The organism is Desulfovibrio sp. JC022 (genome assembly GCF_010470665.1).
Classification (GTDB): domain Bacteria; phylum Desulfobacterota; class Desulfovibrionia; order Desulfovibrionales; family Desulfovibrionaceae; genus Maridesulfovibrio.
In genome coordinates, this window is sequence record NZ_VOPZ01000011.1 from 121,978 (window position 1) to 138,002 (window position 16,025).

General features: G+C 46.5%; 15 protein-coding genes. 4 read left to right on the forward strand and 11 right to left on the reverse strand.

Annotated elements, in window-relative coordinates:
• Positions 1 to 53: 53 nt before the first annotated feature.
• The 10 genes from FMS18_RS17575 to xerD form a co-directional block, all read right to left on the reverse strand.
• A complete protein-coding gene (locus tag FMS18_RS17575; RefSeq protein WP_163295976.1) occupies positions 54 to 1,316 on the reverse strand; it encodes a replication-associated recombination protein A in 1,263 nt (420 codons plus the stop codon).
• On the reverse strand, positions 1,313 to 2,035 hold the full coding sequence (locus tag FMS18_RS17580; protein WP_163295977.1) for a 16S rRNA (uracil(1498)-N(3))-methyltransferase: 723 nt from the start codon (positions 2,033 to 2,035) through the stop codon (positions 1,313 to 1,315). Before FMS18_RS17580 ends, FMS18_RS17575 begins: the two co-directional genes overlap by 4 nt.
• Positions 2,036 to 2,197: 162 nt before the next feature.
• Complete coding sequence (lysA, locus tag FMS18_RS17585) at positions 2,198 to 3,436, reverse strand: diaminopimelate decarboxylase (RefSeq protein ID WP_163295978.1); 1,239 nt, start codon at positions 3,434 to 3,436, stop codon at positions 2,198 to 2,200.
• Positions 3,437 to 3,459: 23 nt separating this feature from the next.
• Positions 3,460 to 3,912: a hypothetical protein gene (locus FMS18_RS17590; protein WP_163295979.1), complete on the reverse strand. Its 453-nt coding sequence runs from the start codon at positions 3,910 to 3,912 to the stop codon at positions 3,460 to 3,462.
• A complete protein-coding gene (gene mutS, locus FMS18_RS17595) occupies positions 3,912 to 6,572 on the reverse strand; it encodes a DNA mismatch repair protein MutS (RefSeq protein ID WP_368854183.1) in 2,661 nt (886 codons plus the stop codon). The genes FMS18_RS17590 and mutS overlap by 1 nt, the downstream gene beginning before the upstream one ends.
• 17 nt (positions 6,573 to 6,589) lie before the next feature.
• Entirely contained in the window at positions 6,590 to 7,729 is a 1,140-nt protein-coding gene (locus FMS18_RS17600; protein ID WP_163295980.1) for a tetratricopeptide repeat protein, read from the reverse strand.
• A 24-nt stretch (positions 7,730 to 7,753) separates the two neighbouring features.
• Positions 7,754 to 8,110: a lipopolysaccharide assembly LapA domain-containing protein gene (locus FMS18_RS17605; protein ID WP_163295981.1), complete on the reverse strand. Its 357-nt coding sequence runs from the start codon at positions 8,108 to 8,110 to the stop codon at positions 7,754 to 7,756.
• Between the two features lie 20 nt (positions 8,111 to 8,130).
• On the reverse strand, positions 8,131 to 8,619 hold the full coding sequence (locus tag FMS18_RS17610) for an HIT domain-containing protein (protein ID WP_163295982.1): 489 nt from the start codon (positions 8,617 to 8,619) through the stop codon (positions 8,131 to 8,133).
• Between the two features lie 306 nt (positions 8,620 to 8,925).
• On the reverse strand, positions 8,926 to 11,601 hold the full coding sequence (locus FMS18_RS17615; RefSeq protein WP_163295983.1) for a CBS domain-containing protein: 2,676 nt from the start codon (positions 11,599 to 11,601) through the stop codon (positions 8,926 to 8,928).
• A 10-nt stretch (positions 11,602 to 11,611) separates the two neighbouring features.
• Positions 11,612 to 12,526: a site-specific tyrosine recombinase XerD gene (xerD, locus tag FMS18_RS17620; protein ID WP_163295984.1), complete on the reverse strand. Its 915-nt coding sequence runs from the start codon at positions 12,524 to 12,526 to the stop codon at positions 11,612 to 11,614.
• Positions 12,527 to 12,643: 117 nt separating this feature from the next.
• Between xerD and FMS18_RS17625 the strand changes: the two genes are divergently transcribed.
• The 4 genes from FMS18_RS17625 (at position 12,644) to FMS18_RS17640 (ending at position 15,306) form a co-directional block, all read left to right on the forward strand.
• Positions 12,644 to 13,810, forward strand: coding sequence for an LL-diaminopimelate aminotransferase (locus FMS18_RS17625; protein WP_163295985.1), 1,167 nt, complete (start codon positions 12,644 to 12,646; stop codon positions 13,808 to 13,810).
• Complete coding sequence (gene folK, locus FMS18_RS17630; RefSeq protein ID WP_163295991.1) at positions 13,807 to 14,304, forward strand: 2-amino-4-hydroxy-6-hydroxymethyldihydropteridine diphosphokinase; 498 nt, start codon at positions 13,807 to 13,809, stop codon at positions 14,302 to 14,304. Before FMS18_RS17625 ends, folK begins: the two co-directional genes overlap by 4 nt.
• Before the next feature lie 58 nt (positions 14,305 to 14,362).
• The gene (locus FMS18_RS17635) at positions 14,363 to 14,629 is read left to right on the forward strand and encodes a transcriptional regulator (protein ID WP_163295986.1); all 267 of its coding nucleotides are present in this window, start codon (positions 14,363 to 14,365) and stop codon (positions 14,627 to 14,629) included.
• 83 nt (positions 14,630 to 14,712) lie between these two features.
• Positions 14,713 to 15,306: a transaldolase family protein gene (locus FMS18_RS17640; RefSeq protein WP_163295987.1), complete on the forward strand. Its 594-nt coding sequence runs from the start codon at positions 14,713 to 14,715 to the stop codon at positions 15,304 to 15,306.
• Between the two features lie 575 nt (positions 15,307 to 15,881).
• Here FMS18_RS17640 and FMS18_RS17645 read toward each other — a convergent pair.
• The coding region (locus tag FMS18_RS17645) for a transposase (RefSeq protein WP_163295553.1) at positions 15,882 to 16,025 on the reverse strand (144 nt) is incomplete at its 5' end.

Genomic DNA, 16,025 nt, shown 5'->3' on the forward strand with positions numbered 1-16,025 from the left:
GAACGCAGGCAACAAATAAGCATTAAACTACTGAGAAAACACCATCAGCGTTTTTATTTTCCCCATTTCTTGGGATCAGGCCTTTTTCTTGTTGGACGGGGGCGGCGTTGTCCCTTTAACCAGGCATTCAAACGCGGCTCTTCCCCTTGATCTTTAGGATCATAAAACATGCGGTCCGCTATTTCCGGGGGTAGGTAATCCTGTTCAACGTATGAATTGGGATACGAATGCGGATAAAGGTAATTTCGTCCGTAGCCCCATTCTTTTTGTAAATTTGTTGTGGCATTGCGCAAATGGAGCGGAACCGGAAGCATGCCGTTCTGGCGGATTTCCTGCTTCACGGTATGATAAGCTGCATAGGTGCTGTTACTTTTAGGGGCAAGAGCGAGATAAACGACAGCTTCAGAAAGGGGAATAAATCCTTCAGGCATGCCTATAAATTCAACTGCCTGCTGGCAGGATACAGCCATGGTCATGGCATAAGGGTCAGCCAGCCCGATATCTTCACCTGCGGAAATAATCAGCCTGCGGGTGATGAATTTCGGGTCCTCCCCGCTCTCGATTAAACAGCCCAGATAATAAAGTGCCGCATCCGGGTCACTGCCACGAATGGATTTGATCAGGGCCGATGCCAGCTCATAGTGGGAATCGCCATCGCGATCGCCACGGACAACTGTTTCCGGCAGGATTTTGCGTAAATTTTCAACTTCACGTTTTTCTTCAGGCAGCTGTGAAGTGTACTCCAGCAGATTAAGAATACTGCGTCCATCACCTCCGGCCATGGAGGTAATCAGGTTCAAGCTTTCTTCACTGAGTTCAATTTCAAGCTCTTCACAGGCCCGTTTACAGATGGCCAGCAAATCAACCTTACTTAAGGCTCTGAGCCTCAGGACATGCAGCCTTGAAAGCAACTGTCTGGTAACGCTGAAGGAGGGGTTCTCAGTTGTGGTCGCCAGCAGGGTTATTTCACCGGATTCCAGAATAGGCAAAAAGAAATCCTGCTGAGCCTTGGAGAAACGGTGCAGTTCGTCGAGGATGAGTATATCCATGCCTGCCAGCTTTTTACGCAGAGCGGCAATCCCTGACTCCGGTGCACTGATGCGCATAAAATGGCGGCCGGTAGATTTTGCCAGCAGCAGGGCAAGCGTAGATTTACCGCAACCAGGAGGTCCAAAAAGAAGAAGGCTGGGCAAACGTTTAGAACGCTCAAAAGCCTCAACCCGTTCACGGATATGATTCTGCCCGAAAAATTCGTCGATATTTTTTGGGCGGATACGGTCAGCCAGCGGCTGATTATCTGTTAATTCTAATTTCATATTTTTTGTCTTTCCAAATATGCAGTTCCCATGCAGAGCAGGGCGGCTGTTTCCCAGCGTAAGATAGAATTGCCGAGACTGACGGGCTTAAAACCGTTTTCTATTAATAACTCGGCTTCACGCTGGCTGAATCCTCCTTCCGGGCCGATGACGGCTAGCGTGGATTCAGCAGCAAAAACAGAATTATCCGGCACCGTATCCTCATCCGCTTTTTCCCACAAGAAAAGTTTGTTGTCGTATGGGGCGGATGCTTCAATCAATTTCTCGATTGATCCCCGAACGGTCTGAAGTTCAGGCAGCCATGTGTTTCCGCATTGTTTGGCAGCAGCCACAAGCTTCTCATTCCAGCTTTCTTTAATCTCGGAAGGCACCTTGCCCTGACTGAATTCACTTTGAAAAAAGATCAGACCGCGAGTCTGTAATTCAACGGACTTTTCTAAAATCCAATTGCGGCGGCTTGATTTATTCCAACCAATAGCAAGGGTAATATTCCGCGAATCAGGAATGGAACTTTTTTCGCTCAGCTCAAGTTGCACTTTACTCTTGGTAATATCAGTGACTGTAAAAAGTCCCTCACGTCCGCATCCATCAAAAAGGCGAACGGTATCGCCCACACGGGTTCGCAGAACTTTCCCAAGATGTTTAGCTTCTCCGCCTTCAAGTACGAAGGGTGCATTCCAATTCTCAGCAGGTAAGTGAAATGAATTTAGTCTAGCCATAGTTTTATAATCTTATACCTAATAAAATAAAAAATCCCTTAATAGGGATTCCAAAGGGGATTATTCCCTTTGGTCTCGCTGAAAGCGCCCGCCGGGAGGCTCGCCGAAGGCAATCAAGGGCATGAGTACCGTTACAATACCCATGCCCTTGTAATAAGCAAATTAAGATTCCAATCTAAGTAGGTCTTCGTATGTTTCTCTTCTACGGGCTACGATGACGTCATCGCCGTCAACGATGATTTCAGCCGCGCGCAGACGGGAGTTGTAGTTGGAAGACATGGTGAAACCGTATGCTCCGGCAGAGTATACCGCGATGAGCTCGCCCTGCTTCATTTCAGGAAGCATGCGATCCTTGGCAAGAAAGTCGCCGGACTCGCAGATAGGGCCGACAATGTCGTAGTCGATTTCAGGACGGTTGTTCTGGGTGACCTCAGAAATGCGGTGGTAAGACTGGTACAGGGAAGGACGCACCAAATCGTTCATGGCTGCATCGACAATGAGGAAATCTTTGGTCGGTGTCTTCTTGGTGTAGATGACTTCACCGACAAGAATGCCCGCATTACCGGCGATAACACGACCGGGTTCAAGTACTACTTTAAGTCCTTTATCAGCAAGGGCCTTGCTCAGGGCTTCACCGAATTCCTTCGGATGCGGAGGTTCTTCCTCATCGTAAGTGATGCCCAGTCCGCCGCCGAGATCAAGGTGTTCGATCTCAATGCCCATGGTGCCCAGTTCGTCACGGAAGGCGAGAAGCTTGTCGAGTGCTTCAAGGAACGGCTCGATGGTGGTCAGCTGGGAACCGATATGGCAGTCCATGCCGATGGGGGAAATGTTAGAAAGTTCTTTTGCGGTCTTGTAAGCTTCCTTGGCGGTTTCCATATCAAGGCCGAACTTGTTCTTTTTCATCCCGGTGGAAATGTAGGGATGGGTCTTGGGATCAACGTCCGGGTTGATGCGGAAGCTGATACGTGCGGTCTTGTTCATGGTCTCGGCAACTTCGTTGATGCGGTGCATTTCGCCCACAGATTCAACGTTGAACATGAGAATATCAGCTTTGAGAGCTTCAGCAATTTCGTAAGCTTTCTTACCTACACCGGAAAACACAATCTTGCTTGCCGGAACACCTGCTTTAAGTGCGCGAAAAAGTTCGCCGCCGGAAACAATGTCCATGCCTGCGCCCATTTCAGCCAGCAGTTTGAGTACACTCAGGTTGGAGTTGGCCTTAACGGAATAGCAGGTCATGTGGTCGAGTCCGGTAAAAGCGGAATCAAAAGCTTCAAAATGTCTGCGCAGGGTGGCTGCGGAATAAATATAGAGCGGGGTACCGTACTCTTTGGCAAGTTCGGTGATGCTGATGTTTTCAGCATGCAGTTCATTATTTTTAACTTCAAAATGATGCATTGTGGAAGGACTCCATTAAAAGATTAGGGTGCAGCTGTGTATACGTCGGAAATTACTATTCCAAGTGCGTCGTAAACGTTGCGTCCTACGACTCTCCAACGATAGCTTTTAGCGGGATTAAGTCCACATTCGCTGAATACGAAAGTGGAGCCGTCAGATTGAATACCTTCGGAACCGGGGGTGAATTCTTTTCTGATAGCCGGAAAGAAAGGACATGTCGGGCAGCCTTCTCCCGGACCGGAGCCGTCGGCTTGAAATTGAAGGCTTAAATTGTCCACATTTTTAAATGCGCCGTCAACCTTTACTACAACTTTAAGGCATTCACCTACCCGGCGGCCTTCCACGGAAGCAAAAGTGAAAACATCTTCGCTCTGCTGCGGGGCAGGCCAGAGTTTAACACCGCATCCTGCGGTAGTCAGAAGCATGAGAGCCAGAACTGCCAGCAGTATTTGTTTTTTAAAAGAATGAAATTTCATTAATTTTCTCCCAGCGATTTTTTCCACTGATTCAGAAGGGTAAGGGCTTCTATGGGTGAAAGTCCGTTCACATCAAGATTGCGCAATTCCTTAATAAGCGCGTGATCTTCGGGCGGAGCTTCATTTTTATTTTCATTTCCAGTGCAGACCATTCCCGGCAGAATTGATTGCACGGACGGGGCCTGATGCACAGGCTGACCATCCACATCCTGCGATTTTTCTTCAAGATTCGCAAGAATTTCCCTAGCCCGTACTACTACAGGCTTGGGTACCCCGGCAAGCTTAGCCACCTCGATACCGTAACTCTTATCAGCCGGTCCGGGTACAAGCCTGCGCAGAAAAAGAATATCTCCTTTCCATTCACGCACTGCAATGTTGAAATTGCGCAAGCCGTCGATGACTCCCTCAAGGGAAGTCAGTTCATGGTAATGGGTGGCGAAAAGTGTTCGGATGCCGCCCCGTGCGCGTTTGGAAAGCTCTTCCACCACCGCCCATGCCAAAGCAAGGCCGTCAAAAGTAGAGGTACCGCGTCCAATTTCATCAAGGATAACCAGACTGCGCTTGGAAGCCTGCCGCAGAATTCTGGCGGTTTCCATCATCTCAACCATGAAAGTGGACTGGCCTTGTGCAAGGTTGTCTGAAGCACCCACGCGGGAAAAGACACGATCCATAAGACCTATGCGTCCGCTGGTAGCCGGAATATATGAGCCAATCTGGGCCATAATACCCATGAGCGCAACCTGCCGGAGCACGGTAGATTTACCTGCCATGTTCGGTCCGGTGATGAGCAGAATACGTCTTTTTTCATCAATGGTCAGACTGTTGGGGATGTAGTTTGCAGCCCCCTGAACCGCCTCGACCACAGGGTGGCGTCCTTCTTCAATAACAACCTCCATGCCGGGATGGATTTCCGGGCAGGACCAGCGGTTGACCCGCGCAGCTTCAGCAAGCCCCTGCCAGAAATCCACAGCAGCAATGGCATCAGCCATGAACATGAAACGGCCCCGGTTTCCGGCTACATTCTCGCGGATCTTCTGGAAGAGGTTATATTCCAGTGTCTTGCGTTTTTCGGATGCTGAAAGAAGCTTTTCTTCCAGCTCTTTAAGCTCCGGGGTAATGTAGCGTTCACTGTTTACAAGGGTCTGGCGACGTTCAAAGTAGTCCGGAACCTGTCCTTTAAAGGCTTTGGAAATTTCAAAATAGTAGCCGAAAACTTTATTGAATCCCAGCTTGAGCTTAGGTAGATCATTTGTGGCTTTTTCATGAGCCAGCAGATCCGCAAGGGTGGATTCACCGTGTTCGGTGAGCTGGATAAGTTCATCCAGCTCCGGGTTGAATCCGGTCTTGAAGAGCCCCCCTTCGGTGATCACCGGAGGAGGGGAGTCCACTAGGGCCTGCTCCAGAAGCTCAGCCACATCACTCATGGAATCCCATTTCTTGACGATAGCCTTGAGGGCCGGAGTTACCAGATTTCCTTCATCCACGGCTACAACAGCCTCGTGCAGAAGATGGTGAACCGGCGGCAGTGTTTTTAAGCTCTCACGCAAACTTATAAAATCTTTGGGAGTTGCCCGCCCAAGCACTACACGGGTGGATAGTCGCTCAAGGTCATAAACTGTATCAAGCAGCTCTCTGATTTTGGCACGCAGGGAGTCATCGTCATGAAAAAAAGAAACTGCGCGCTGGTTATTCTCAATGGGGGAAATTTCCCGCCAGGGTTGCTTTAAACGTACAGAAAGAAGCCGTCCGCCCATGGGGGTGATGGTTTTATCTAGCACATTAAGCAGGGTGCCTTTCCCTTTTTTGCCATCCAATCTTTTGAAAAGTTCAAGGTTCCTTTCGGTTACCTCATCCAAAATCATGAACTTGGTCAGGTTCAGAGGCTTAAATTCCCCTAAGTGATCAAACTCCTGCATCTGAGTCTGGCGAAGATAGGATATAAGTGCACCACAGGCCTGAGTCAGCTGAGTCTTGTCTTCAAGATCCAGCGAATCAAGATCAGCGACATTCTGCGCTTCTAGGACATTATCCTTGGCGGACTTGTAATTAAAATATCCGGCAGAGGGAGCAGGGGTAATCCGGGCATCGATTTCGCCATATTGTGCTGGAATGGTTTTGCCTTGCGGAAGAATTAACTCTCGGGGATTGGTTTTGAGTGCCCATTGCCAGAGATCGTTTTCGTTTTTGCTTTGGATACCACTCCATTGCCCGGTGGAAAAATCCATCCAGGCCAGACCGCCTGTTGATTTCGCTTCATCCCAGATAAGTGCAGCCAGATAGTTGCTGTCTTTTGCCGAGAGGGTATCGTCTTCAACTACGGTTCCGGGAGTGTAGACCCTTGTTACCGCACGCTTAACCAGTCCTTTTGCCTGCTTAGGGTCTTCAATCTGGTCACAGAGCGCGACAGTGTACCCCTTTTCAATTAGCTGGGAAAGATAGGCGCGAGAGGCATGATGCGGGACTCCGCACATAGGAATCTTGTCTTCGGAATTGGGATTGCGGCAGGTCAAGGCTATCTGCAGTTCACGCGCTGCAATTTCAGCGTCCTCAAAGAAAAGTTCGTAAAAGTCTCCCATCCGGTAAAACAGCAGTGAATCAGGGTGTTCTGCCTTGATCAGCATGTACTGTTCGAACATGGGAGTGAGTTTTTTTTTGCTCACAATAATATATATGGGGCTTACTGGTTCAGTTCTTTACGGAACGAAATTGAATGCCAACTGCGGCATCTGGGGCAATTGAAAAATATTCTATCCCGCTTGAAACCGCAACTGGAGCAGGTGAATCTTTGTACTTTTCTCGCAACATTTACGAAAAAGTCCAGCTGGTTTTTAAACGATGAAGTCAGCTCCTGCTGATCTTGGGCAAGATTAAAAAGCTCAAGGCGTGCTAACCAAAAATTCTGGTTGAGCATCAGAGTCTTTTCAAGCCAGACAACAGCTTCTTCCTGCTTTCCACAAAGCTGAAGTAGTCTTGCCCCGTAATAATGCATAATTACATCCGGGTCTGACTGAGAAATTTCTTCAACCATCACTTCATAAAAAGGATAGTTACGGTCATTATCCTGATCTTTATTGCCAATGGGAGTATCCCCGAAAATAAGGGAATCTGCCAGCAATCCTTCAATAAGGACAAATCTTAAATGTTTTGGAACCTGTGCAAGCGCGGAATTGAATTTCTTTTTGAATTTATCCAGTGAACCTTCCTGTTTTAATCTGGTCAGTACCAGCAACCATGATTCAACTGAACTTGAGGAAATTTTGAGAGCTTTTTTCAGGATACGCTGGGCAGCGGCATCTTCACCTTCAGATGTATAGTCTTCGGCCAAGCGGGCAAGATAATGTGCTTCCTGTACAGGCTGATTTAATTTGGAATAGTAGGTTGCTGCTTTTTCAAATTCCCGTCCACCCGCAGAAAGTTCAGCAAGTTCGGTCAGAATCTCAGGTGAATCACCCTCAATTTCGCGGGCTTTTTCAAAAGCATTAACCGCACGATCCAAAAAACCACCACGGCTGAAATCACGCCCCAGTTCATAAAGGGCACGGGCTTTAATCGCCGGATCAAGGCCTGGACGCACAATCAGGCTGTTCCTGATCTGGGCGGCACGTTCAATTTCACCCTGCGAACGGTAAAGGTTACCTAGGGCAAGATAAATTTCAACAGCTTCCGGAGTATCCTTTACAACCTTGCTGAGTTCATCAATGGCTGCGCGGGTATCCGCAAGCCCGGATTTACCTTTTCCAGTCCCGGACGAATAAGACGGCGCCCGATTATCGGACGCCGTCATCTTCTTCTTTTTAAATACGCTTAAAAAGGACACGTATACTCCATATTAATGCGCTTATTATTCAGAAGCTTTCTCTTCGCTTTCTTCAGCGGAGGGATAGTTCCCCTCGTCGAGGGGCAGGTTGCGGAGAGAATTTACTTCCTGCTCAAGGTTGGCCATTCTGGTGCGACAGGTGCGAAGCTGTCCGGAAAGACGAATCTTATCAGCCATGAAGTAGAGCAGACAGAGAACGGAACCTGCTGCAAAAGCAATCAGGATCAACAGGTAGTACGGAAGAGGCTGGCTCATGAACTTGTAATTGAACAGTTCGATGGACAGAGTTACTTCCTTGGAAAGTTCAGGAGTATTCTGAATGAAGAATACCATAGAAAGGAAAAAGAGAACTACCAGAGCCAAAACCTTCAAGTAACGCATGAAACCCTCCTTAGTGTTACTTAGCGACAGCAGCTGTCAAATAACGGCTTGAGCCTATTGTAAGTTGAAGACAAGTGGTCGGGGATAACATTGGTTTCTCCGAACACCGCCATAAACGATGCATCCCCGTTCCAACGGGGTACTAACTGAAAATGGAGATGGGCGGCGATCCCAGCTCCGGCTGCTTCCCCTATATTCAGGCCGACATTTATCCCTTGCGGGTTGCATGCCTTTTCCAGAATATCGCAGCTTATGGTTATATATTTCATGATCTCGGAAGCTTCAACTTCTTCAAGATCAGTGAGTTTACTGACATGACGGTAAGGCGTAACCATCAAATGACAGTTATTGTAAGGAAATTTATTCATAATCACAAAACAGTGCTTTGCCCTGTGCAGAATTAATCTTTCCTCATCCTCGTCAGTGTGTTCCGGGATACAGAAAACACATTCATCCGGCTTGGGACCAAGAATATAGTCCATTCGCCACGGTGCCCATAATACGTCCATCTGTAAAATAACCTTTACAATACCTTCGCACGGCAGTGAAGATATTGTCAGAATGTTCCGCTAAACTTGAGCCAGAACTGTTTATATTGTCTTTTATCAAACAATATCAATTTCCACTAATTAAATACCAGCTAATTATCAACAATAAATATGAAAAAAACAGCCTAATCGCTAAAAAAACATTCAAAAAGGGTGTTTCTCCCAGCATATTGCAAAAGTCCGCATGTTCTACACGGGTTGTCAGCCAAGAGCAAGGGAAACGATTTTTTTAGGGTTGATATATTGAATAAACAACTAGTTGCAGGTTTATGTCTGCTTTGAGGAGCCTGTTTTTTTAATCTTTTCCTTTAAAAAGCGCAGTTGCTCAGCTCTTCCTTTTAATTCTCCATCAATGCAGGCCAGTTTAACCTGAAGCAGAAGCTTGGAATACAAAGGGCCGGGCTCAAGTCCGAGACCTTTTAGATCTTCACCTGTGACATCAATTGCTGTCAGTCTCAAGCTGGTCAAATATTGGGATACGTATTTTTTGATCATATCCCGTTTGGTACGGGCCATAATGAAGAGAACTCCCTCCAGCGGAACCGGACTAAGAGTTTCATAGATTTCACTGGGTTTCATTTCCTGTTTGATATTCATTATATTCCCGGCCGCCCAGAAAATGGTTTCACGCAAATGGACAAATTCCCTGCGCTCACTGGGTGAAAAACTGAACCGATCGTAAATTTGTTCCATCTTAGCCTTGGAAATACCCATGCACATAGCCAGAAAGTATGTTTTCCAGACCGAGATAGGCTGTTCCTGATAAAGCAGATTGTACCAACTCATAAGCTTTTCAAGTTCGGCAATAACCTGTGAACGGGCGGAATTAAGAACCAGCAGCGGATGCACGGCCTCAAGCACACCCAGCTCATTCATACGTTCAATGCTGTGCAGCACATTGGCTTCATTTAAAATAATGCGCATTTCATGAGTCAACCGATAGCCGGAAAGTTTATTGATCAGATTCAGCTTGAGGGCGTTTTTGATCAGACTCAGAGTCTGTCCGCCGATTTTAAAATCAAAACGCTGCTCAAATCTGATGGCGCGCATGATGCGGGTTGGGTCTTCTACAAAACTCAGTGCGTGAAGCACGCGGATAGTCTTATCCTTCAAATCGCGCTGGGCACCGAAGAAATCGACCAGCTTTCCAAAACTGGAAGGATTGATATGCACAGCCAGTGCATTGATGGTGAAATCGCGGCGGTAAAGATCCATTTTTATGGATGAAAGTTCCACCGTGGGCAGAGCGGCTGGGTATTCGTAGTATTCAAGGCGCGCGGTTGCCACATCCACACGTTGTCCGTCCGGCAGGATAACCACGGCTGTTTTGAATTTACGATGGTATTTGGCGCGGCCGTCCATTCTTTTTGCAAGCTTCTTGGCAAAAGCAATGCCATCTCCTTCAACCACCAGATCAAGGTCAAAATTGGTTTTGGTCAGCAAGACATCGCGGACAAAACCTCCCACCACGTAGGCTTCGGTGCCGATCTCTGCGGCCATTTCCCCGGCTGTTTCAAGGATGTCGAGAATCTTGTTGGGCAGCCGATTACGCATGATGTTGCGAATGTTGCGTTCCTGTTTCTTGTCGGGGAACAGGGATTCAGGAATACGGGCCGGGTCCTGCACCAGCATATTGATTAAATCCGTTCTGGTAACAACGGCTTCAACCCGGTCATTCTCCACCACCGGAACCATCCGCTGCTTTTGACCGAGGATAATTTCCATGACCCGGTGCATACCGGAATCGGTCTTGATAGTGGAGAAAGGCTGCTGCATGTAAATTTCCACTTCTACATGACCCAAATCATGGGAAAGGGCTTTATCTGCGGTCTTTTGTTCCAGCAGCCCCACAACACGCATATTCTCCATATTATCCACCACAGGTACGCCTTTGAGGCTGTACTGAGTCATTCGCTCGACCGACTTGGCAATGGTCATATTGCGGGGAATGGCAACCGGGGGTTTGGACATAATGGACTCCACATTGAGACGCGGAGTTACTTTAGAATAGAGCAGGGCAAAAAGTTCGTCACGCACTTCTGCCAGGGTGCGGTCTTTTATTGTTGCAGAGGCCGCATAAACATGTCCGCCTCCACCGAAATTGGTGCAAATAGCACCAACGTCGATATCCGGGGTTCGTGAGCGGGCCACAAGATGGATACGGTCATTCATGCGGCCCAGCGCGAAAAGAACCTTGATATTTTCAATGTCCATGAATTTGTGGACTAGCACAGAGAAATCACCAACATATTCAGGGGTGCTGACCTCTGAGATAACCACATCAAGGTCATTAATTGTATGGGTGGTAGCTCCTTCAAGCAACCTACCTAGCAAAGTTATTTGCTGGGCGGAAAGATCACGGTTGAGCAGGTCGGTAATAACATCCAGTTCCATACCGTTCTTTAAAAGCCATTTTCCGGCCTCGAAATCATGTTCAGTGGTGGAATTGAACGTAAATGAACCTGTATCCTCATAAAGCCCAAGGCCCATGATGGTAGCTTCTTCCTGATTTATTTCAAGGCCGCGCTCCCGAATTTCGTGGGACAGAATAGCAACACTTGAACCCCAGGGCTTTTTAATAATCAGTTCGGGATCGAGATCACATTCTGATTTCATATGATGGTCATAGATGTGAATTCTCAAGCCCGGATTATTAAGGATCGAATCAATATGGATGATTCGTTTGCGGCGGGAAGTATCCACAATAACCAGCAGCTTGACCGCGCTCTTATCAATTTCTTTCAAGTGCTTGAAATTAAAGAAGTACGTTGCGCTTTCCATATAAAAATTACGCAAGTTCTTTTCCTGACTTCCGGGAAAAATAAGAGTGGCTCCGGGATATAGTTTCCCGGCAGCAACAATAGCGGCTAAACAATCAAAATCCGCATTTACATGCCCGGTAATTATTGTTTCCGCCTTAATCAGCTCTACATTTTTTGACATTCTTAAAATCTCACATTACAGAACGGGGGTGAAAGCGTTTATGAAGCTGGACCAATCTTCCGGCTTGAATATGTGTGTATATTTCGGTAGCATTAATGTCTGAATGACCAAGAAGCAACTGGACTGTACGCAGATCCGCACCGCCATCCAGCAAGTGGGTGGCAAAAGAATGCCTGAAAGTGTGCGGAGAGATTGAACGTTTTATACCTGCTTCCAGTGCGAACTTCTTGATCAGTTTCCAGACTCCCTGCCTGGTCAGTCCTTTTCCGGATCTGTTTAAGAATATGTTCTTAACCTTGGGATTAAAAGCAGGACGCCAATCCTTAATGTATTGATTTAAGAAATTTTGCGCCACATAATGAATCGGTACCAGCCGTTCCTTGGAACCTTTGCCGAAAATGATGAGAACTCCGGTTTGCGGATCAAAATCTTCAATATTAAGATTGATCAGTTCGGAGACCCTCATTCCGGCTGCATAAAGCAGCTCAAGCATTGCACGATCGCGAAACCCCAGTTTTTCGGTCAGCTTGGGCAGGGCAAGTATGCGGCCTATTTCCTCCGGTGAAAGGAACTCAGGAATTTTTCTGGGGAGTTTCGGGTTTTCCAGCAGTGTTGCCGGGTCTTCTTTAATGAAGCCCCGCGACGTGCAGAACGCGAAAAATCCCCGCAAAGACGAAAGATGCCTCGCCAGCGAGGTTGATTTCAATGCTTTCGACCTTAGATATGTAAGGTAGAGCAGCAGGGTCTGACTTGTGGCGTCTTCAATTTTCGCGGACCTTTCTTCCAGAAAATTCTGAAAAGACTCCAGATCACTCAGATACCCGTTCAGGCTGTTTTCAGAGAGACCCCGCTCAATGAGCAGGTACTCCAGATAACGGTCGATCCATTGGTGTTTACAGGATGTGTTGTTCTCATTCTCGGTCATATCCCATATTCATTACACGTATGGTCGCGACTGCTCAAGTTGATTGACAGAGCAAACAAGCACATTTAAAGAGTTTTGATAATAATTTAACCAAAAAAAAGACAGGAGCATATCGTAATGCCAGAATTTAAACTTGCCGACAGGCTCGCAACACTCCCCCCGTACCTCTTTGCTGAAATCGACAGACTCAAAGCTGAAGTTGCAGCTCAAGGAGTAGATATCATCAGCCTCGGCATCGGCGATCCTGATCTTCCGACTCCCGATTTTATTATTGAAGCACTGCATAAAGCAGCCCAGAATCCGGTCAACCACCAGTATCCTTCCTATGTAGGTCTTATGACTTTCCGTCAGGCTGTTGCCGATTGGTACAAAGAAAGATTTAACGTGGAACTGGATGCTGCAAGCGAAGTTGTTTCCCTGATCGGTTCCAAAGAAGGTATTGCGCACTTTCCGCTGGCGTTTGTTAACCCCGGCGATCTCGTACTGGTTGCTTCCCCCAACTATCCGGTTTACCCGGTAGCTTCCGGTTTTGCCGGCGGCGTGGTTGAAATGATTCCCCTTCTCGAAGAAAATGACTACCTGCCTGAGCTCGACGCTATCGATGATGCAAAATGGGATAAGTGCAAAATCATTTTCGTAAACTACCCCAACAACCCGACATCCGCCACCGCGACTCCTGAGTTTTACGAAAAGCTGGTTGCTAAAGCCAAAAAGCATAACGTAATCATCGCCGCTGACGCCGCTTACACTGAAGTCTACTACGATGAAAACAACAAGCCCATTTCCATTCTGGAAACTCCCGGTGCAAAAGATGTGGCCATCGAATTCCATTCCCTGTCCAAGACCTACAATATGACCGGCTGGCGTTGTGGTATGGCAGTGGGTAATGCCTCACTTGTCGCAGGTCTCGGAAAAATTAAAGAAAATGTCGACTCCGGCATCTTTCAGGCTGTACAGGAAGCCGGAATTGTTGCACTAAAAGAAGGCGAACCTTATGTTAAGGAATTCCGCAAGATCTACAAAGAGCGTCGTGACTGCGTTATCGAAGCTCTGGAAAAGATCAATATTTCCTGCAAGGTGCCTGATGCATCCATCTTCGTATGGGCTAAAACTCCCGAAGGCTACACTTCTTCCGAGTTCGTATCCAAGCTCCTGAAGGAAACCGGTGTTGTTGTCACTCCCGGTAACGGCTTCGGCGAATCCGGTGAAGGGTACTTCAGAATTTCGCTGACTGTTGATACCGAAAGGCTCAAGGAGGCAGTATCACGGATATCCCAATTATAAAGGTCTATGTCAGTCTTGGCTCAAATATCGGAGACACAGAAGATAATTTGAATCAGGCTGTAGCTAGGCTGGAAAAATATGAAGGTATTGAACCTGAAAAATGGTCTGAAACTTACGAGACCGAACCTCAGGGATTGAAAGATCAGCCATGGTTTACGAATCAGGTGGTCCGTTTTGACGTTGATCCCGAACTTTGGTCCGCAGAAGGCTTCCTCTCCACGCTTCAGGCAGTGGAAGGGCAGATGGACCGGGTTCGAGACGTTAAAAACGGCCCACGGACCATTGATCTGGACATAATTCTTTTTGGAGACCGGGTCATCGATAGCGGGAATTATCTCACTGTTCCGCATCCGCGGGCACTGGATAGAGCTTTTGTGCTTCTTCCGCTGACTGACATTGAACCGGAGCTGATGTTCCCGGATGGGACAACCATTGCTGACGCTCTCAAAAAGATCGATTACCGCACTGAAGGTAAGAAGATTTATCAGGATTAATTCTTGGGCCGCATCTATTCTATAGGTGCGGCCTTTTTCATTGAGGTGCTAAAAAGTTATGATGAAATTTGTTATTATTGCCGTGGCTGCCTTCATTATGTGGAAGCTTTTCAGCGGCGACCAGAAAAAAAAGCAAGATCAAGCCGGCAAGGTCCACGATAAAAAGGTCAAGACCGGCGAGATGGTCAAGGACCCGATTTGCGGAGCCTATGTTCCCAAGAATGGTGACATCCGGGTAAAGAACGGTGAAAAAGTTGAATGCTTCTGTTCTTACGAATGCCGTGACAAATACATCAAACGGCTTGAGGCTGAAAGTAACGAATAAGTTATCCTAAATATTTCTATAAACCCTTTTGACCATGTTAAGAGGGTTCTTTTTTTGTGCCCGAGAAAGGGCAGGGGAGAAGTATGAAAATCTACCTCAAAACCTGTTCACTCTATGAAGTAAAAAAAACTGTTGAATATGGTTTAATTGACGGTATCTGCCTGTTGACGGAAGAGGGTGAAGAAAAATGCGTTGCTGCGGACAATAATTCTGAGTCTATAGTTTCCGTTATGCAAGGTCCGGTTTTTGTTTCCGCTAAAGGCAATAATTCCGACGAACTGCTTGACGATGTCCGCCAATTACTGCGGTTAAGTCCGAACACAGTGATAAAAGTTCAAGCCACACTTGAAGGTTTTAAAGTCTGCAAAATACTTGCAGGCAAAGATGTTTCAGTGAACGTGTGTGGGCTGGATAGTATAACGAAGGCCATCATGGCCGCTAAGTCCGGAGCTGAATTCGTAAGTTTTAACCTGAGTGCGGTGCAGCAAAAATCCAGTAATAATTTTAAGGTTCTGGCCGACACAGTTAAGTTGTTTCATGAGCAAAAGTTGCAGACAAATGTGCTGGCAGATCTGTCTGATGAATCAATCGATATTGATCAAATCGTTGCGACCGGAATAGATGGCCTAGAAATTTCATTCAAAGGATTGATGGATTTTATGGGTAACGACAGTTAGCGCTAGGTTAGCAATAACTAAAAAATACCCTGTAAGCCTTGTTTGACTAAGAGTTGAACAAGGCTTTTCTTATGCATCAAAACAAGAACCTCAAATTTCCTTTCTAAGCAATTTACAAACAAAATCCAACACAGAGTATCAGAGGTTTAAGCTTAAAGGCTAAAAATTGAATCTGGTTTTGACTGAACTGATAGAGCTAAAGACATCCTGAAGAAGGTCGAGAGTTACAAATCCCATAAATTAGCGCGACTCAGTCGATAAATGGACAGAAAAACGTAAACATGACACGCAAAATTATAACTTGTTAATATATTTAACTTTATATCTATGTCTCATAATGTAAATTATGTAAACTTTGAAAGAGAAGCCCAACTGATTTAATCAAAATTTGAAGGTGTCTGTATTTTAATCGATAAGTTCCACTAGTCTTAAAAGTTAAAATTTAACTAGTTACAACTTGTCGATGATTAATGTCCGAGATTTTTGTTGTTTATTTTCGTGCTAACCTGCTTCAAGCGAAATAATTGATCATTGAAGTCGATTAAATTTGCCTCTTGAGACGCTTTTCTTTAGGTTCATCCGGTTAAAGAGTACTTTGCCTCATGAATGCCCATGATTCTGAGTTTGAAAAACTCTTGATCACGGTAGCCGTAGGCTTGGCGTTTCATGGTCTTGATCTTGTTGTTGGTGCCTTCCATCGGGCCTGACGAAATGGGATG

Coding starts and splice junctions, on each gene's coding strand:
- FMS18_RS17625 (WP_163295985.1), top strand. CDS start 12,644: ATGCCAGAATTTAAACTTGCCGACAGGCTCGCAACACTCCCCCCGTAC.
- xerD (WP_163295984.1), bottom strand. CDS start 12,526: ATGACCGAGAATGAGAACAACACATCCTGTAAACACCAATGGATCGAC.
- FMS18_RS17575 (WP_163295976.1), bottom strand. CDS start 1,316: ATGAAATTAGAATTAACAGATAATCAGCCGCTGGCTGACCGTATCCGC.
- FMS18_RS17605 (WP_163295981.1), bottom strand. CDS start 8,110: ATGCGTTACTTGAAGGTTTTGGCTCTGGTAGTTCTCTTTTTCCTTTCT.
- FMS18_RS17615 (WP_163295983.1), bottom strand. CDS start 11,601: ATGTCAAAAAATGTAGAGCTGATTAAGGCGGAAACAATAATTACCGGG.
- lysA (WP_163295978.1), bottom strand. CDS start 3,436: ATGCATCATTTTGAAGTTAAAAATAATGAACTGCATGCTGAAAACATC.
- FMS18_RS17580 (WP_163295977.1), bottom strand. CDS start 2,035: ATGGCTAGACTAAATTCATTTCACTTACCTGCTGAGAATTGGAATGCA.
- FMS18_RS17610 (WP_163295982.1), bottom strand. CDS start 8,619: ATGGACGTATTATGGGCACCGTGGCGAATGGACTATATTCTTGGTCCC.
- FMS18_RS17640 (WP_163295987.1), top strand. CDS start 14,713: ATGAAAATCTACCTCAAAACCTGTTCACTCTATGAAGTAAAAAAAACT.
- FMS18_RS17590 (WP_163295979.1), bottom strand. CDS start 3,912: ATGAAATTTCATTCTTTTAAAAAACAAATACTGCTGGCAGTTCTGGCT.
- FMS18_RS17635 (WP_163295986.1), top strand. CDS start 14,363: ATGATGAAATTTGTTATTATTGCCGTGGCTGCCTTCATTATGTGGAAG.